The sequence below is a fragment of the Winogradskyella echinorum genome, from assembly GCF_014297365.1.
GTDB lineage: Bacteria > Bacteroidota > Bacteroidia > Flavobacteriales > Flavobacteriaceae > Winogradskyella > Winogradskyella echinorum.
This window is the reverse complement of record NZ_JACOQD010000004.1, coordinates 101,482-119,352: the sequence shown is the minus strand read 5'-3', so window position 1 is coordinate 119,352 and position 17,871 is coordinate 101,482. Positions and strand designations below refer to the sequence as shown.

The following is a 17,871-nucleotide window of genomic DNA, read 5'->3' as shown; positions in this document are numbered from 1 at the left end:
GGCGTTATATTTTTTCTACTAAACCTTTAGTGAATTCATTTAATTTTTCGACTTTCTGCTCAAAGTCTCCTTTTATTGTTTTTCTATAGCTATTGAGATTTTTTACTAAATCATCTATGTTTTCTGGTATCACATCTTCAAAAAATTGACGCAGTCGTTTTGCCGTAGTTGGTGACTTTCCGTTGGTAGAGATGGCAACTTTTACATTACCTTTTGTTACAATGCCTCCCATATAAAAATCGCAATATGGTGGATTATCCGCTACATTTACTAGTTTGCTTTGTGCTCTGCAATCTTCGTAAACTTTTATGTTAACTTCAGGATTATCTGTTGTGGCAATAACGATATGATTATCTTTTAAATAATCACTATTATACACATCTGTAATTCGTCTTACATTTCCTGAATTAGCGATTTTAATTGTATCTTCTCTAAATTCTGGTGCAACCATAGTTACATTTGCATCTGGACTAGATTTTAAAAGAAAAGTTAATTTTTCTTCAGCAACATAACCACCTCCAACGATTAAAACATTGAGATTTTTTGCTTTTAGAAATATGGGATATAGATTATTCCTTTCCATTGTTAAACACTTTGTTGTTTAGAATTGCGTAAAGCCAAATCAGCTTTCTTATAAATATCAGTAAGATCTACACGTTGGTTTACTACTTCGCCAATGATTATAATTGCCGGATTTGATAATTTCTTTTCTTCTACAATATCTACAATCGTATCTATAGTGCCAATGCCTATTTTTTCACTTTCTCGTGTACCATTCTGAATAACTGCAACAGCCGTTTTAGCTTTTCCTTGTCTTTTAAATATTTGAACAATTTCGGATAACTTACTCATTCCCATCAAAATAACAACCGTTGCTGTTGATTTTGCTGCAAGTGTAATATCACCTGAAATTTTATGAGATTTCGTTGTCCCTGTAATCACCCAAAAGCTTTCTGATGCATTACGCTTTGTTAACGGAATTCCTTGATAAGCTGGCACAGCAGCCGCTGATGAAATACCTGGCACTACTGCCACTTCTATTGCATAATCTTTTGCATATTCTAATTCTTCTGCACCTCGTCCAAAAATAAATGGATCACCACCTTTAAGACGCACTACATGACCACATCTTAGGGCACGCTCAACAACCAATTCATTAATTTGTTCTTGTTGATATGCGTAACATCCTTTTCGTTTACCAACAAATATCTTTTCAGTTTTAGGTGAAGCATACTGAAGTAATTCTTCATTCACTAAAGCATCAAACAAAATAACATCTGCAGATTTTATGGCTTTAATTGCTTTTAAAGTAATTAAGTCTGCATCTCCTGGTCCTGCGCCTACAACGGTTAATCTTGGTGTCATGTTTTTTAGTTTTTTAATACAACTTGAGTTTCTCTAAAGGCTTTCACATTTTTAAGAAATTGTTCTGCAGCTTTTATATAATTACTTGCAAAGTCTTCCGTTGGAGGATACACTTTAATTTGATAAATAATATCCGAAAATGAACTCCCTAAATCTATTCGATCGGTATCTATAAAGAGTTCATCGAATTGTTTTATAATTCCGGCTTGCGTGTTTGTTTTAATGTTTTCAGATAATAAGATGGCTTTAGCAGAATTTACCATAGAACGATAGGCTTCATAAATAGCACCAGAGTAAACTGTGTTATTGTAAGCGTCTTTTGCCTCCGCAATTTTCTCATCACTTTCTAAGAATAATGTTGCTATTAAGTCGATAACAACTCCAGCACATTCTCCAATTCCGATAGCCTTTACATATGGTTCTTCTGTTCCCCAGTCAATAAAATCTTCTTGTGTAAGATTTTCAATATCAGATAAGTCTGTCAGTAATTGGTAAAAGTATTTTTCACCTTTGTTTATATAATAATCTACAAATAGTTTTCCGTCTGCATTTGCTTCATAATCATTTAATATTCTGCGTAAAGCTTCAGGTCCTCTTCGACTAGGTACTTTAACCACCTTGTCAGCGAAATAAGCCTTACCGTTTCCTAAATTTCCACCTCCTAACAGCACCTGTAATGCTGGCGCCACTAATTTATCTTTAGTACGAATGGACATCCCTTGAAACCCAATATTTGCCATATTATGTTGGCCACAAGCATTCATACATCCACTAATTTTAATAACTAAGTCTTCGTTTTTTAGATATTGAGGGTATTCTGCTTTTATAACACGTTCTAATTCCTCGGCAATTCCTGTACTACTTGCAATACCTAAATTACAGGTATCCGTTCCAGGACATGCGGTAATATCCACTGCCTTATTATATCCTGCTTCTACGAAACCTAGTTTTTCTAATTCGGTATAGAAAAACGGAAGCAAATCTTCTTTTACAAATGGAATTAATATGTTTTGACGCAGCGATAAACGAATTTCTCCAGCCGCATATTTCTCTACTAAATCGGCTAATAATCTCGCTTTATCTGTGTAGAAATCGCCCAATAAAACTTTAATACCAATAGCAAAATAGCCTTTCTGTTTTTGAGGAATAACATTTGTTGATTTCCATAGTTGATATACTTCAGCATTTTTAATTTTTACAATTGGTGCAGTTACAGAAACTGGTTGAGACGCTGTATACTTAGCTTCGTCAATCGTAACTGTTTTAAATTCTATAGCATTTTGTTCTGCTTCAACAAGTTCTTTAAAAGCATCTAAACCAATATCTTTTAATAAAAATTTTAATCTTGCTTTGGCTCTACTTTTACGTTCACCATAGCGATCAAACACTCGTAAGACACCTTCCATTAAAGGAATTATTTTATCTGAGGGTAAAAATTCATAGAACAAATCTGCGTGTCTTGGCTGCGAGCCTAAGCCACCAGCTAACATTACTTTAAAGCCTTTTACACCATCCTTTATTTTGGCAATAAAACCTAAATCGTGCATATAAGATAAACCTGTATCTTCTTCGGTGGCAGAAAATGAGACTTTAAATTTTCGTCCCATTTCTTGACAAATTGGGTTTCTCAAAAAGAATTTAAATAATGCATCTGCATAAGGAGAAACATCAAAAGGTTCGTTAGCATCTATACCTGCAGTTTCACTAGCTGTAACATTTCTAACGGTATTTCCACAAGCTTCTCGCAATGTTACATTATCACGTTCTAATTCTGCCCAAAGCTCTGGCGTACGATTTAAATCGACATAATGAATTTGAATATCTTGACGCGTGGTAATATGCAATCTACTTCTAGAATACTCATCTGAAACCTCAGCAATACGATGTAATTGATGACTCAACACTTTACCGTAAGGCAACTTTATACGAATCATCTGAACACCTTCTTGGCGCTGACCGTAAACACCTCTTGCTAAACGAAGACTTCTAAACTTTTCTTCGTCGATTTTTCCATTATGAAAAAGCTCAATTTTATTAGCTAACTCTATAATATCTTTTTCTACAACTGGATTTTCTAATTCTGTTCTAAAACTTTGCATTACTTTTATATTATTCCTATAGACTTACTAGGATTTTATTTAAAAAATTACAAAAAATGCTTTTGTAATTCGTTACATATTTTTAAATATTATTGCAGATGTATTCCACATTCTCTATTAAGCAAAGCCTTTACCGGGTCAAAGTAATATCCATTTTTTTCTAAATGGTTCGCTTCTATATAGGCATCCAAATCCGCATCGCTCCAATAATAGAATGGACTCACTTTAAGGATTCCATCTTTACTATAACTTAAAATATCTTTTTTGTCTCTATACTCAGTTTGTCTCACTCTAATGTTAGTAAACCATATATCTGGATCTTGTTCTTTTAAAGCTCGTCTAAAAGGTTCTAACTTTACGGCTTCTGAGAAAATCGCATGATTATCGTCTTCTAAGCTTGGTAAACCAATTGTAGCATCAATTTCTTCTTTTGTATATAAAGATTGATATTTAAGAATATTAAGGTTATACTTTTTTATCAATTTAGATGCATGCTCATAAGTAGTTGGCTGATTATACAACGTATCGCACCAAACCACTCTGATATATTTATCGAGTTGAGACATTGTACTCAATAAAACTGAAGAATATACTCCAAAACTTGTAGTTACTATATAATTATCGGATAGCTTTAATGCCCATTGTGCAATTTCAATAGGCGTTTTATCCTTTAGTTTTTTATTCCAATAGTCAATATCAATTTTTATCATTTTCCCCATTTTATGTTATTCCAAGCACGCTCATGAAAAAAGTATAACACCATTTTAGATACTAATTCTATGCCGCCTATTGAAAATGCTAATGCCATTGTACCAGTGATTATATAAGAAATAGTTACAGTTGCTATTGTTCCTACAGCTCGCCAACTAATTGTTTTTACAATACTTCTCTTAATATTTTCTTGAGACGAATTAAGTCCTTTTTCATCTTTTTTCAAGCTTAAATCTGCTTGTATTACATTTCCCATAATTTCGTTTGAATTTTTAAATCCTATTACCCTATCGATTTAATAGGATAATGCAAACATAGAATTTATTTTAAAATAACGGAGTAATAATTTCGAAAAAATAAATGTAAAAAATTGAGAATCTACTAATTTGATAAATCAGCCAAGGTGGTATTTCTGAAAATTTCTAAAGTGTTATCACGCACTTTAAGCATAATTTTATGAACTGCACAAGCGTTTTCATCTGGGCAGTCATCACATTTTTCATAAAAATTAAGGCTAACACATGGCACCATAGCTATCGGTCCTTCGAGAAGTCGCATAACATCTGTCATAGGAATATTTTTAGGATCTTTTAATAAGTAATATCCTCCACCCTTTCCTTTTTTAGAACCTAAAACACCATTTTTTCTAAGCGTTAATAAGATACTTTCTAGAAATTTTCTAGAAATATTCTCTGATTGAGAAATAACAGAAATCTGAACAGGAGCTCGATTCTCTTGTTTCGCTAAATAAACTAAGGCCTTTATTCCGTATTTGGTTTTCTTAGATAACATTAGTCTATTATACGTATTTTAAAAACTAAATACTAATTTGTTGTGTGTGATTTTTCTAAAGCGTAAAAGGTGGCTTGCACATAATCATTGTCATTTCCTGTATTGTTAGCTTGATAAAGTCCAGCTTTAAAATACATATATTGACCACCAACATTAAAACCGCTATTTACCATATTTACAGTATTAACAACGTCATCCTTTCCTTCTCTGATAATTGTAACGGTTAAAATATCGCCAACAACCTTAATGTTATAGCTAAATATCTCATCAAGTGCTATTCCGTCAGTAGGATTAGAAGCACTATTACTTCTGGAACCTATCATTTCGTGCCATTGTTCATCTCCATTTCCATCGGTAGGTTCGTGAGCAAAGTAAATAGAACCTAGTGAATTATTTGGTAGTTTTCTATAATAAAGTCTAATAGGCTCATCATTATTGGCATGTATTTGCCCTATAATAACACGCCCTACATGACTATTACTCCCCGTTGTTGTTACATGGTTTACTGCAAGGGTGGCATTCATTTCACCATCATATGCTGCAGCAGCATTTATATCTGAAGCAGGAGCAGAACCAAAAACCCAGTTGTTTCCGTTAACACCTTGTGTACTTATACTTGTGTTAGTACCTCTTAGCATTTCACGTAATTCTACTCTTGTATAACTTGTATTAGCCGAAGTTGTAAAGCCAGCTACTGGACATTTAAAAACCATACCACCATCATTACCAGTATAAAAATAGTTACTGTTTTCATAACCTGCATTAATTTCTGCAACAGAAATAGTTTTAGAAAAACCACTACCATTATTCTCAGGTGTATTTAATTTCCAAGTAGATAAATCAAAGTTTTCTGAAGGCGCTTTATTTGGATCTAATTCATTATTTTGTGCTTCTCCACCTGCTTGTATAACAGTCATAGTTCTCGAAATACCACTACCAGAAACTGTAACTATACCTTCACGACTATTTTCTGTTGGATTTGCCTCTACATAAATACCAAAGATACCATTATCAGTTCCATTTGAGGGAGTAGTGGTAATCCAGTCCGCATCTACACTTACTACCCAACTTACATTAGACGTTACAGTTACCGATTGCAGTTCTTGATTTGCAGAAAAGGTTGAAATAGAAGATAGCTCTAAACTATCTATAGATACATCGTCGTTAGAATCTTTAGAACTACAGCTGTATATAAATGTTAGCGCTAAAAAAGTAAAAACTATATAAAATGGCTTCATAATATATTTTTTCAAAAGTATAATCATGTTATAGGAATACAAAACCTAACGAATTTAGAATTCAAAATTAAACAATTTTAAACTTTCATAATTCTCTTTAGTTTCCTTAATTAATTTAAACATTTTAGACATATTGATAATTATTAAATAATTTAAATCACAAAAAAAAGGAAAAAAATTTCCTTTCCATTTAATTTTTCTACTTTTGCACCAATAATTTAAGAGGAAAAATTTGTCTGATTGCAACCTCTTATTCTGAAAACAATTCAGAATAAAAAAAATGCTAAAGCAGTAAGTATTGTACTTCTCTAGCGACCTTGTAATCATAATTTTCCTTATTAACTATAACCTAAATTAGGATTTATGCCATATTTATTTACGTCGGAAAGTGTTTCAGAAGGACATCCAGACAAAGTAGCAGACCAAATAAGTGATGCTTTAATTGATAATTTTTTAGCTTTTGATCCTGAATCTAAAGTTGCTTGTGAAACCTTAGTAACTACAGGACAAGTTGTACTTGCAGGAGAAGTAAAATCTAATACATATCTCGATGTGCAAAAAATAGCAAGAGATACGATTAATAAAATAGGCTACACTAAAAGTGCCTATATGTTTGATGGTAATTCTTGTGGAGTATTTTCTGCTATACACGAGCAATCTGAAGATATTAATCGTGGTGTTGATAGAGCTTCTAAAGAAGAGCAAGGCGCTGGTGACCAAGGAATGATGTTTGGTTACGCAACAAACGAGACAGAAAACTACATGCCGTTAGCTTTAGATTTATCGCATAGAATTTTAAAAGAATTAGCTGCATTACGTCGCGAAAACAAGGATATTACTTACTTAAGACCAGATTCTAAAAGTCAGGTTACTATTGAGTATAGCGATAATAATACACCTCAGCGTATTGATGCTATCGTCGTCTCTACACAGCATGACGATTTTGATAGCAAAGACGAAGTAATGCTAGACAGAATTAGAAAAGACATTGTTACTATTCTTATGCCAAGAGTAGTTGCTAAATTACCTGAAGCTATCCAAGCCTTATTTAATAACGACATTAAATACCACATTAACCCAACTGGTAAATTTGTTATTGGTGGTCCTCATGGAGATACTGGATTAACAGGTCGTAAAATTATAGTAGATACTTATGGAGGAAAAGGTGCACATGGTGGTGGAGCATTCTCTGGTAAAGACCCAAGTAAAGTAGATCGTAGTGCAGCCTATGCAACGAGACATATTGCCAAAAACCTAGTTGCTGCAGGTTTATGTGAAGAAATTTTAGTCCAAGTGTCTTATGCTATTGGTGTTGTGGAACCTATGGGGATTTTTGTTGATACTTACGGTACTTGTCCATTTAATTTAACTGATGGTGAAATTGCAAAAAAAGTAGAAGAAATTTTTGATATGCGACCTGCTGCTATAGAAAGTCGTTTAAAATTACGTCAACCTATGTATAGCGAAACAGCAGCATATGGTCATATGGGAAGACAACATGAAATTGTAAATAAAACATTTGAGCAACCCAATGGAGATCCTATTACTTTAGATGTAGAATTATTCACTTGGGAAAAATTAGATTATGTTGATAAGGTAAAAACTGCTTTTAATATTTAAAAATTTTAATTTTACAAACCTAGAAACCCTTATAATATGATTATAAGGGTTTTTTTATTATATTAAGTAATAAATCCAACAAATTTTATTGAACCTTTCTATGATTTATACCAAAATTGCTTTAAATAAACTAACCGCTATGAAACCAACAAAATTTACTTCAACAATATTTCTCGTAGTTCTTTCATTACTTATATCATGTGAGACTGAAGACGACATTCAAGACAATGAGCCAGAATATATAGAATATACCATTGACGACGAAGATAGCGTACTCATAACTGAAAATATATCAGCGACTTATAATCCAAATGAATTATACATCCGAGATCAAGATAATTGTTTTACTCTATATGGTTTTTTACCTGACCCTTATAATTTAGGTGAATATGACACATATATTGTTACAGGTGAAGCTCCTATAAACACCGGTTTTTTTATTACTCGTCCATGCTTAATGGGTATTACTAATTTGCAAGATATTGTCTTCACTTTAAATAATTGGGGAGAACCAGGTGAATATATTGATGTAAACTTCAGTGGTACTTTTTTAAATGGTGATTTAAATCAACATTCTATAACTGGTGCTTTACATGTGTTAAGAGATGAATAATAAAATCAAAATGCCTTTTCAATTGAGAAGGCTTTAGTTTTTTTTTGTGGAATATACGAGATACTACAAGTTATAAATCTTAACAATATAAATACTTTGTCTACCACAATAGAGGTTAAATAATTTACTTAGAAAAAAATGGCTTATGTCCATAAGATAAAAGCTACTTAAAACATAGAAAAATTATATAATAGAAAAAACCACGCTGTTATCCATCGACTTTACTTAGGAAACAACGTGGTTTTTTTATACCTAAAAAATTAACACTTATTTTTTCTTAGGCTTGTCTCTATTCATTTCTGTGATATCAACACTAGATGCTTCAACACCTAAAAAGTGTTTACTAAAATGATCTGCTCTTAACCAAAACGAATACTCTGTCATATTTCCAAAACCATGACGTTGGCCTGGCATAAGCATAAAGTCGAAACGTTTATTCGCCTTAATCAAAGCATTTGCCATTCTTATGGTTCCACCAGGATGCACATTATTATCTACATCACCAGTAATTAACATTAGTTTTCCTTTAAGGTTATTAGCTAAAGACTGATTATTATCAATCATGTACTTATATTTTACATTACCATCGGCATCTTTCTCTTCTTCTACACCATGGTGAGTTTCACTCCACCAACTGTTATAGATAGCATTATCATGATTTCCAGCAGAAGAAACTGCAGCTTTAAAGAAATCTGGGTATACAAGCATTGCTGCAGTTGACATAAAGCCTCCACCTGAATGACCATAAATACCCACTTTATCAATATCAATATAATTGTACTTATCTGCTAATTGCTCAGCCACATGTCTTTTATCAGCTAAGCCATAATCTCTTAGATTGCCGTAGCCATAATTGTGATACCATTTAGAACGATCTGGATGCCCTCCTCTATTACCCATGGTTACCACAATAAATCCAACTTGTGCCATTCGGTCTAATCTATCCATTCTTACAGAAAACGATTTATTCACAGCTTCTGTCTGCGGTCCTGGATAAACATATTCTAATAAAGGATATTTCTTGGTAGAGTCCATATCAAATGGTCTATAAATAACACCGTAAATATCTGTAATACCATCATCTGCTTTCATCTTAAAGGGTTCAGGGAATTTATATCCTGCAGCCATTAATTGAGATAAATCTGCTTCTTCTAATTGCATAACCACATTACCAGCACTATTTCTTAACTCAGATTTAGGCACTGTATTAACTCTAGAATAATTGTTTACAAAAAAGCGATTAGAATCTGCCATGTCGCTACTGGTGTTGTAATCTCCTGGATTAAGAGCTTTTAATCCACCTCCATTGAGGTTAATCTTGTAAAGATGCTCATAATATGGGTCTTCATCGTTAGGTATACCATGCGCTGTAAAATATAGTGTACGAGATTTTTCATCTACACCAATTGCTCTTTCTACATGGTATGATCCTTTAGTAACTTGATTTTTTAAATTGCCATCAGTATCATACAAATAATAATGTGCCCAACCAGATCTCTCTGCCCAATGCAACATTTCTGTTTCATTATTAAATAATACTAGTGGACGCGATTCTATATAGGTATTAAAGCGCTCTTCAATTAACACTTTTACCTCGCCTGTGTTAATATCGGCTACACAGATATCTAGCTTTTTACGATCTCTACTTATGGTATTAAAATAGATTTTACCTTTTTTAGACAACAGTAACGATGGACTAAAATCATCATCATAACTCGATTTTTTTCGAGGTGCTCTATACACTTGAACACTTTGTTGCTTTACAGTATCTAACTTAACTTGGATACTACTTTTTGAGGGCATATCAAACACATGAAGCTCTGTTTTATAAAAATCATCTTCGCCTGGCATATGATATTTATACGTTTCAAGTGTTGGACGTTTACCAGATGTAGTATTTATAACCCATAGATCACCAATGTGCCTAGAATCTTGCCTTTGGAATACAAACTTTTTAGAATCGTGCGACCAGATACCGCCAACATACTTTCGTTTATCTTTATCCTTTATTTTAGTTTCATTGTTTTCTCCCCAACTTCTACCACCATAGCCATAATTCTCTTCACCATCAGTTGTCCATTGGTTTTCAACTATAGTAGTATCTTTTTCATTTTTTACTGCTTTAAGAAAATTTTCTTTATCCATCCAATACAAATTGTAATGTTTAGAAAATAATACGATAGAACTATCTGGCGCTATATTTGCCCATCTTTTCCAATCTTCTTTTTCTTTCTTTTTGTTATCTAAGACAGTTAAAGAGTTACTTCCAAGTTTATATTCAAAATGATAAACTTTATTTACCATTTTAGGTTTACCCTTTTTCTTTTTCTTAGTTTTTGTAGAGTCTGTTTCAGTTTCTTTTGTATCCTTTTCTTCTTCTTTAACTTCCTCTACTTTTTCAGTTGATGTTACATAAAATCTAATAGCAGTTTCGTTTTTAACAAACTTAAAATTAAAACGTGGTAAGTGTTTAGCATCATAAGGATCTTTGGTAATTTCAGTTAACCATTGTGCCATTTTTTCATTATCAAATAGTTCTTTTTTACTTCTATTATCTGCATCAACAATATAGTATTTTGAACCTTCGGTAGTTTTGTACTGATACCAAAAACGGTTACCGTTTTTTAACCAATGTGGCCTTACAGAAGTAGAATGAACCAGCTTCCCTAAATTAGTAGGAGAAAATTTAGCAGCTGCTCTGTAATTGGGCTTTGGTAAAGTACTACTATCTTCTTGGGCAATACCAAAATTAAAGGTGAGCCCTAAAAAGAGCAATAGAATTATTTTTTTCATTTTTGAGTTGGTTTGAGTTAGGATACTAATTAAATTTAGCTACTAATGTAGTAAATCTAATTATGCATATAGATTCATCAACTGTATCTTAAGAAAATTTAAAGAAATATTTAACATTTATGGATAAGTTGCTATTAACTTTTACAGATTTTAGTATCTTGAAATCTCTAATACTTTTAAAGTTTGAGCTGGTTTAAAAAAGACCCATTACAAATTATTTCATTTCAGAGTTACGGAACAGACTCACATTTTTATGCAAGAGGTAGAGCACTAGAAGATGAATCTATTGATTTAGAAGAACAGCACATTTGGCATCTAATTGTAAATACTTGGAAACGTTTTGAAACAGATGAAATTAAACATGTTGGATTAGATGTAAAATTACCTAGTGGTAAAATCATTAAAGTAACTACTGATGATCATGGTTATTTTGTCGCTGAAGAAAACATCGAAAATTTAAAAGCGTTTGCAAATGAAGAAGGTTGGTTGTCTTTTGAACTCTCTTACAATAGTGTTAATATTAAACGCACCATACAAAATCAAAATAGGTTTCCTGGAGAATTATTAATCCCATCTAGCAAAGCTCAGTTTGGTGTAGCCAGCGATATCGATGACACCATTTTACATACAGGAGTAGTCTCTATACTAAAATGGAAAGTAATATATAATTCTATTTTTAAACATGCTAAGAATAGAATACCTTTAGAAGGTGCTGCAGATTTTTATCATAAACTGCACAGAGGTATTTCTGGTAATAATGCCAATCCAATATTTTATGTCAGTCATAGTCCTTGGAATTTGTATCGTTATTTAGAACTTTTTTTAAGGCAAAATAATTTTCCTAAGGGTCCTATCTTATTGAGGAGTCTTAATAATTTCCTTAGAAAAAAATCAAAAGAGGAAAAGCCTCAAAAACAAAAAGAAATCCTCAATCTATTAAAAACATATCCTAGCTTACCTTTTATTTTAATTGGAGATAGCGGAGAACATGATCCGGATATTTATATGGAAATTGCCGAGGAGTTTCCAGATCGTATTTTAGCCATTTATCTTCGTAGTGTTAAACACAAAAAGAAAATGATTAGGGTAAAAGGACTTATTGAAAACTATAAAACAACACCTGTATTAATCGTAGAAAACAGTAATCAGGCTATAGTCCATGCCAGAAAAAATGGTTTTATTGATTAAAACAAACCGTTGATCTGAGCGTCAATTTTATTGATGATTCCTCCTAAATCTTCCGGGTTAGCAACAAAATCTAAATCATCTACATCTATTATTAATAGATTTCCTTTATTATATTTTGTAATCCAAGCCTCGTAACGCTCATTTAATCTGCTTAAATAATCAATACTAATTGTATTTTCATAGTCACGTCCACGCTTATGAATTTGTGCTACTAAATTAGGAATTGAACTACGTAAGTATATTAATAAATCTGGTCCTTTTACAAAAGACTCCATAAGCTCAAATAGTGAAGAATAATTTTCGAAATCGCGATTGGTCATTAAACCCATTGCGTGCAAGTTTGGTGCAAAAATATGAGCATCTTCATAGATAGTTCTATCTTGTATAATGTCCTTACCACTATCATGAATTTGATTGACTTGGCGAAATCTACTGTTTAAGAAATAGACCTGTAAGTTAAAGCTCCAACGTTCCATTTGATTATAAAAATCGTCTAAATATGGGTTATCAACAACATCTTCTAATTGGGCTTCCCACTTATAATGTTTAGCGAGTAATTTGGTGAGCGTAGTTTTTCCAGCTCCTATATTTCCTGCAACAGCAATGTGCATATTTTATTCTATTTTTAATTGGTATTGTCTTAGCGTTTCGCTGTCGTAAATATACAAGGTTTCATTGGTTACCAAAAACTGATTTATTAACAAATTTTGATGCTCAATCTTTTGGATTTCAGTACCATTTTTAGGTAAAACATATAGCTGTTCTGCTTTTTTTAATATAAGATGAGCCTTACTGTAAGCCAAACTTTCGTAACCTTCATTTTTAAATTTAGAAATTAAGCTTCCAAAATAATTATAGATATACAAATACTTTTCTGTAAGCATATAGCAGTTATTATAATCGCTTTTTAAATCCAAAATGTTAGACTGAACTGGTACTGTTTTCAGTCTAGTTTTATTGGTTTTGTAATCATACAATTCTAGCTGCTGTAAATCTTGATTGAAAACCCAAAGTGTATTATCAAATCCTGTAGAAACAAAACTTATATTCTTATATGGAGAAATTGTATTAAAATCTATTTTGAAGATTTCAGCCAAACGATTATCTAAAATTATAACCGTATTAAAATCACTGTAAAACAGATTTATTTTTAAAGAATTAAATGTATTTGCAGATGTAATTTCACCTAATTGAAAATTAGAATAAGTAATAATGGTGTCCTTTGTTTTTTTATGAAACGTATTATTCTTAGTGGTATAATAAAGTGTACCAAAGGTGTCAACACCAAAAATCTTATCAGCCTTAAAGATTGTTGAGTCTTTTATACTAGCTTTTATTTGCTCTTGAGCAACTAAAGAAAAACTGAATAAAAAAAAGAAAACTACTATCTTTTGCATACGAACTAGAAAAATACAAAAATTGCACCAATATAAATATAGGTGTAGCTTCAATATTTCTCTACACAATTAATTTATAACCAAATCCGCGAACATTTATAATTTGAACACTTTCATCTTTCCTAAGCTTTTTGCGTAGTTTAGAAATAAAGACATCCATACTTCTTGCAGAAAAGAAGTCATCTGTTCCCCAAAGTTTGTTGAGTATTAAAGAGCGATCTAAAACCCGATTTTTATTTTTTATTAAATGAAATAATAGATGTGCTTCTCTGTGAGTTAATTGTAAAACTTCTTCATTTTTAAACTGTAAGTTTTGTTTAGGAAAATTGAAAGTATAATTACCTATTTCTAAAATTTTAGATGTTTTTTGCACCTGAGTTCTACTAATAAGATTATGTATTCTAACAATAAGTTCTTCCATGCTAAAAGGTTTTTTAAGGTAGTCGTTTCCACCGATAGAAAAACCTTCAACAACATCTGCTGTTTGTGATTTTGCAGTTAAAAATATAATCGGAATTGTATCATCAATAGCCCTTATTTCTTTTGCTAAAGTAAAACCATCCTTTTTTGGCATCATTACATCTAAAACCAATATTTCTGGTGATTGAGAATTATAAGCCTCAAATGCTTTTTCACCATTATCACACAAAATAACCTCAAAATTTCTGGTTTCGAGACTCTCTTTTATAATTTGTCCTAATGCTGCTTCATCTTCAGCTAATACTAATTTTATGCTATCTGCCATTTGGAAGCGTAATTTTAAAGGTCGTTACATTTTTATTTAAATCTAATGCTATTGAGCCATTATGTTTATCAATAATAGTCTTTGTATAGTAAAGTCCAATTCCAAATCCTTTAACATCGTGAGTATTCCCTTTTGGTACGCGATAAAATTTTTCGAAAATGCGTTCTTTATTACCTTTGGTTAATGAATTACCATTATCTGAAATTAAGACATTAAACATATTTGCTTTTGGAATTAAATCTATAGAAATAATGTTTCCACCATATTTAACTGCATTATCTAAAATATTATTTAAAGCGTTTTCAAAATGAAAGACATCAACATAAGCCTCTAAACTTTCAACCTTGAAGCTTAAATTAAATACTTTCTCCCGAAATTGAATTTTATATCGATTTACCAAAGCATTAACCAATGCTACTACATCAATAGGTTCTTTATTCAGTTCTAAATTATCACTATCTAAAGTTGCGGTTTCTAATAATTTCTCAACCATAACATTTAGTTTTCCTAATTGCTGAGAAGACATATGAATATATTTTTTTGTCTTCTCCTTATCTTCAATGGCATTAAAACTATTAATACTCTCTAATGCCACACCAATGGTAGCAATTGGTGTTTTAAACTCGTGTGTAATATTGCTTATAAGGTCGTTCTTCACTTCGGCTAATTGTTTTTGGTGCTTTATTATTTTGAGCAGATAAAATAAACAAGATATAATAGCAATAGAAAGTAAAAATGATATTATAATACCAGAAAAACTCAACCTCATTGCATCGTTAAATGGGTTTTCAAATTGCAGCCTTATGCTTTCGTTAGATTTTAAATAGGTAGATTTTGAAACGACTGATAAAGCGGATTGAGAATCTAATTTTTTATTAGATTGATGCACTATTGAATCTCCCTCTAAGTGCATTAACGAATAACGGGCTGAAATATCTTTTTGTTTAAATTGAATGTCTATTAGAGAATCAATCTTACTATATTCTAATGTATCTCGATCTATAGAAATAAGAATTGATCCAATTTTTCTCTGTAAAACTTTTAAACTATCAAAAGCCTTTTTGCCTTTTAAGACTTGAACATCACTAATGTTTTTACCATATTCTAAATGGAAACCTTTGTTAGGCTCGCTAAATTGTGTATAACCAATAATACTGTCTATTGGTTCTTTATTTTCTGAAATTAACTGTTCATTTAGTTCGTGTTTTATACTAAATAAAATAGAATCATTTTTTATCGTTGTTTTCTTATTGATAGTAGTATACTGACTTTCAATTGTATCTTTTAAGCTATTTTGCCAAATAGCTGTATCTGAATCAGTATTGATTATTGTTAAAAAATCAGTCTTAGCAATTTCAGCATAATATTCCTCTAGAGCATTATCTAAACTAAATTGTATCTCATTTGTAACACGTTGCTTATTGCTTTGATAATTTTTATAATTCCAGTAGAACTGCACAGCAATAGTAATTATGATCGTAACAGCAATACTATATAAAATCCAATTAATGTTTTTAATGGTCATATATCAAATATAGGGTGTTAAAACCTATTCGTCATAATTGGTTAACACACGTTAACACAAGATAACATTTGTAATGCATTTGATTTTGGATATTTGAAAAACAACAAATACCAAAAATTGATTTTATGAAAAATATAATTTTAGTGACAATTTTGTTAAGTACCATTTTGTCTTGTTCAAGTAATTCAAAAACTAAAGAACCTTTAACCGATCTTAAAAAACAAGAATTGATTTCTGAGTTACAAGACATGTTACAAAAAGATCAGTATAATAGATCCTTTCTTTCAGCAGGATCATTAGACAAAAAACTAATAGATAGTTTGAATGAATTAACAACCGAAAACTATATTGCATTTAAGCAATCACATAAATCTGAACTTTCAAAGCAACAAAAAGACTCTTTATGGAATATCCAAAATAAGATTGATTTAGACAATACTAATCGCCTTTATGAAATAGTTGTAGATTATGGATGGCTTAGCAAAACCCAACTAGATTCAATGGTTGATCCAATGGTATTTTTATTTCATACACCCAAAAAGACTATTGTGAAGATGCAAGATATTCTATTGAAAGAAGTACAGGCAAAAAGAATGGAACCTATAAAATATGCCATGTATGTAGATAACATGAGAAAAAAAGCATTTGGAAAACATCAACTGTATGGTACAGGAGATGAATATGATAGTAAGACAAATACGATAGCGCCACCGATTATAGAAAATATAGACAGCACCAATTTTGAAAGAAAAAAAATAGGTTTATTGGCATTAAAAAAAGGAGAATATCGAACAAATAAATAACACAAATCAATTATGAATAAGTACAAAACACATTTGGTAATAATGTTACTTTTGATAACAATTACGACGTCAGCTCAAGATTTCCAGGGAGTAGCAACCTACAAAACACAACGTAAAATTGATATTAAAATGGATAGCACTCAAGTAAATAATGAGATGCAAACCAAGATGATAGAAATGATGAAAAAACAATTTCAAAAAACATACAATCTTACCTTTAATAAAGAAGAGTCCTTGTATAAAGAAGAAGTTAGTTTAGATAAACCACAAACTGGTATGGGAGGTGAATTTCAGATAGTATCTTTTGGAGGTGGAGGCGGAACTGATGTGTTATATAAAAACACAAAAGACCAACGTTATGCAGACCATAAAGATACTATGGGCAAACTCTTTTTAGTAAAAGATGACCTCGAAAAAATAGATTGGAAACTAGAGGCAGATACTAAATATATAGGCGAATATCAATGTTATAAGGCCACCTATACTAAAATGGTGGAAAAGCCTAGATCATTTTCTAATAGCGTTACAACCATAAAAGATGAAGAAGAAAAAGGAGAGGATAAAGAACCTGAAATGATTGAGCGAACTGTTACTGCTTGGTATACACCTCAAGTTCCTGTAAACAATGGTCCAGCAATGTACCAAGGTTTACCAGGATTAATTTTAGAAATTCATGATGGTAAACTCACCATAATCTGTAGCAAAATTGTATTAAATCCTGAAGAGAAAATTTCTATTGAAGAACCTACTAAGGGTAAAACTGTTAACCAAAAAAAGTACGACGAAATTATGGAGAAAAAAACAAAGGAAATGATGGAACGTTATGCACCTAGAAAAGGTAGTAGAAATGGTGAAAGCATTGAAATTAGAATTGGTGGCTAACTATTTCATATATACCTTTTAGAAAGCTGAAAATAAAACACTTAGTGTTAATATTTTAATAAACTAAATAATTTTGTTTAATTTTTAGTTAATTTTGTTA

General features: G+C 31.4%; 17 protein-coding genes. 5 read left to right on the top strand and 12 right to left on the bottom strand.

Features of this window, described 5'->3' with window-relative positions:
• Positions 1-4: 4 nt before the first annotated feature.
• From H8K90_RS13740 to H8K90_RS13710, 7 genes are all read right to left on the bottom strand, one after another.
• Positions 5-583 carry a precorrin-2 dehydrogenase/sirohydrochlorin ferrochelatase family protein gene (locus H8K90_RS13740; protein WP_186846571.1) on the bottom strand — a complete coding sequence of 193 codons (579 nt, stop codon included), beginning with the start codon at positions 581-583 and terminating at the stop codon, positions 5-7.
• Positions 584-585: 2 nt separating this feature from the next.
• Entirely contained in the window at positions 586-1,365 is a 780-nt protein-coding gene (cobA, locus tag H8K90_RS13735) for a uroporphyrinogen-III C-methyltransferase (protein WP_186846570.1), read from the bottom strand.
• A gap of 5 nt (positions 1,366-1,370) precedes the next feature.
• Positions 1,371-3,464 carry a HEPN domain-containing protein gene (locus tag H8K90_RS13730; protein WP_186846569.1) on the bottom strand — a complete coding sequence of 698 codons (2,094 nt, stop codon included), beginning with the start codon at positions 3,462-3,464 and terminating at the stop codon, positions 1,371-1,373.
• Between the two features lie 89 nt (positions 3,465-3,553).
• Positions 3,554-4,174, bottom strand: coding sequence for a phosphoadenosine phosphosulfate reductase domain-containing protein (locus H8K90_RS13725; protein ID WP_186846568.1), 621 nt, complete (start codon positions 4,172-4,174; stop codon positions 3,554-3,556).
• Positions 4,171-4,431, bottom strand: a complete 261-nt coding sequence (locus tag H8K90_RS13720; RefSeq protein WP_186846567.1) for a DUF2061 domain-containing protein — start codon at positions 4,429-4,431, stop codon at positions 4,171-4,173. Before H8K90_RS13720 ends, H8K90_RS13725 begins: the two co-directional genes overlap by 4 nt.
• A gap of 125 nt (positions 4,432-4,556) precedes the next feature.
• Entirely contained in the window at positions 4,557-4,967 is a 411-nt protein-coding gene (locus H8K90_RS13715; protein WP_186846566.1) for an RrF2 family transcriptional regulator, read from the bottom strand.
• A gap of 32 nt (positions 4,968-4,999) precedes the next feature.
• Entirely contained in the window at positions 5,000-6,205 is a 1,206-nt protein-coding gene (locus tag H8K90_RS13710; RefSeq protein WP_222611361.1) for a polysaccharide lyase family 7 protein, read from the bottom strand.
• Positions 6,206-6,568: 363 nt separating this feature from the next.
• On the opposite strand from H8K90_RS13710, the gene metK reads away from it, so the two are divergent.
• On the top strand, positions 6,569-7,825 hold the full coding sequence (metK, locus tag H8K90_RS13705; RefSeq protein ID WP_186846564.1) for a methionine adenosyltransferase: 1,257 nt from the start codon (positions 6,569-6,571) through the stop codon (positions 7,823-7,825).
• A gap of 139 nt (positions 7,826-7,964) precedes the next feature.
• Positions 7,965-8,438 carry a hypothetical protein gene (locus tag H8K90_RS13700; protein WP_186846563.1) on the top strand — a complete coding sequence of 158 codons (474 nt, stop codon included), beginning with the start codon at positions 7,965-7,967 and terminating at the stop codon, positions 8,436-8,438.
• Between the two features lie 267 nt (positions 8,439-8,705).
• Here H8K90_RS13700 and H8K90_RS13695 read toward each other — a convergent pair whose 3' ends face one another.
• Complete coding sequence (locus H8K90_RS13695; protein ID WP_186846562.1) at positions 8,706-11,231, bottom strand: S9 family peptidase; 2,526 nt, start codon at positions 11,229-11,231, stop codon at positions 8,706-8,708.
• A gap of 183 nt (positions 11,232-11,414) precedes the next feature.
• On the opposite strand from H8K90_RS13695, the gene H8K90_RS13690 reads away from it, so the two are divergent.
• Positions 11,415-12,419: an App1 family protein gene (locus H8K90_RS13690; RefSeq protein WP_186846561.1), complete on the top strand. Its 1,005-nt coding sequence runs from the start codon at positions 11,415-11,417 to the stop codon at positions 12,417-12,419.
• Here the strand turns inward: H8K90_RS13690 and H8K90_RS13685 are convergent.
• The 4 genes from H8K90_RS13685 to H8K90_RS13670 all read right to left on the bottom strand — a co-directional run bounded on the left by H8K90_RS13685 (position 12,416) and on the right by H8K90_RS13670 (position 16,086).
• Positions 12,416-13,030 (bottom strand): deoxynucleoside kinase, encoded by a 615-nt coding sequence (locus H8K90_RS13685; RefSeq protein ID WP_186846560.1) that lies wholly within the window; start codon positions 13,028-13,030, stop codon positions 12,416-12,418. The two genes, H8K90_RS13690 and H8K90_RS13685, sit on opposite strands and share 4 nt — an antisense overlap.
• 3 nt (positions 13,031-13,033) lie before the next feature.
• Positions 13,034-13,816, bottom strand: coding sequence for a hypothetical protein (locus tag H8K90_RS13680; protein ID WP_186846559.1), 783 nt, complete (start codon positions 13,814-13,816; stop codon positions 13,034-13,036).
• 61 nt (positions 13,817-13,877) lie between these two features.
• Positions 13,878-14,561 (bottom strand): response regulator transcription factor, encoded by a 684-nt coding sequence (locus tag H8K90_RS13675; protein ID WP_186846558.1) that lies wholly within the window; start codon positions 14,559-14,561, stop codon positions 13,878-13,880.
• On the bottom strand, positions 14,551-16,086 hold the full coding sequence (locus H8K90_RS13670; RefSeq protein WP_186846557.1) for a sensor histidine kinase: 1,536 nt from the start codon (positions 16,084-16,086) through the stop codon (positions 14,551-14,553). The genes H8K90_RS13675 and H8K90_RS13670 overlap by 11 nt, the downstream gene beginning before the upstream one ends.
• 125 nt (positions 16,087-16,211) lie before the next feature.
• On the opposite strand from H8K90_RS13670, the gene H8K90_RS13665 reads away from it, so the two are divergent.
• Together H8K90_RS13665 and H8K90_RS13660 are read left to right on the top strand one after the other, a co-directional pair.
• The gene (locus H8K90_RS13665) at positions 16,212-16,889 is read left to right on the top strand and encodes a hypothetical protein (RefSeq protein WP_186846556.1); all 678 of its coding nucleotides are present in this window, start codon (positions 16,212-16,214) and stop codon (positions 16,887-16,889) included.
• A 12-nt stretch (positions 16,890-16,901) separates the two neighbouring features.
• Complete coding sequence (locus H8K90_RS13660; protein WP_186846555.1) at positions 16,902-17,771, top strand: GLPGLI family protein; 870 nt, start codon at positions 16,902-16,904, stop codon at positions 17,769-17,771.
• Positions 17,772-17,871: the final 100 nt, after the last annotated feature.

Bases quoted from the DNA above. Each gene is read 5' to 3' on its own strand.
- H8K90_RS13740 (WP_186846571.1), bottom strand. From the start codon at position 583: ATGGAAAGGAATAATCTATATCCCATATTTCTAAAAGCAAAAAATCTC.
- cobA (WP_186846570.1), bottom strand. From the start codon at position 1,365: ATGACACCAAGATTAACCGTTGTAGGCGCAGGACCAGGAGATGCAGAC.
- H8K90_RS13730 (WP_186846569.1), bottom strand. From the start codon at position 3,464: ATGCAAAGTTTTAGAACAGAATTAGAAAATCCAGTTGTAGAAAAAGAT.
- H8K90_RS13725 (WP_186846568.1), bottom strand. From the start codon at position 4,174: ATGATAAAAATTGATATTGACTATTGGAATAAAAAACTAAAGGATAAA.
- H8K90_RS13720 (WP_186846567.1), bottom strand. From the start codon at position 4,431: ATGGGAAATGTAATACAAGCAGATTTAAGCTTGAAAAAAGATGAAAAA.
- H8K90_RS13715 (WP_186846566.1), bottom strand. From the start codon at position 4,967: ATGTTATCTAAGAAAACCAAATACGGAATAAAGGCCTTAGTTTATTTA.
- H8K90_RS13710 (WP_222611361.1), bottom strand. From the start codon at position 6,205: ATGAAGCCATTTTATATAGTTTTTACTTTTTTAGCGCTAACATTTATA.
- metK (WP_186846564.1), top strand. From the start codon at position 6,569: ATGCCATATTTATTTACGTCGGAAAGTGTTTCAGAAGGACATCCAGAC.
- H8K90_RS13700 (WP_186846563.1), top strand. From the start codon at position 7,965: ATGAAACCAACAAAATTTACTTCAACAATATTTCTCGTAGTTCTTTCA.
- H8K90_RS13695 (WP_186846562.1), bottom strand. From the start codon at position 11,231: ATGAAAAAAATAATTCTATTGCTCTTTTTAGGGCTCACCTTTAATTTT.
- H8K90_RS13685 (WP_186846560.1), bottom strand. From the start codon at position 13,030: ATGCACATTGCTGTTGCAGGAAATATAGGAGCTGGAAAAACTACGCTC.
- H8K90_RS13680 (WP_186846559.1), bottom strand. From the start codon at position 13,816: ATGCAAAAGATAGTAGTTTTCTTTTTTTTATTCAGTTTTTCTTTAGTT.
- H8K90_RS13675 (WP_186846558.1), bottom strand. From the start codon at position 14,561: ATGGCAGATAGCATAAAATTAGTATTAGCTGAAGATGAAGCAGCATTA.
- H8K90_RS13670 (WP_186846557.1), bottom strand. From the start codon at position 16,086: ATGACCATTAAAAACATTAATTGGATTTTATATAGTATTGCTGTTACG.
- H8K90_RS13665 (WP_186846556.1), top strand. From the start codon at position 16,212: ATGAAAAATATAATTTTAGTGACAATTTTGTTAAGTACCATTTTGTCT.
- H8K90_RS13660 (WP_186846555.1), top strand. From the start codon at position 16,902: ATGAATAAGTACAAAACACATTTGGTAATAATGTTACTTTTGATAACA.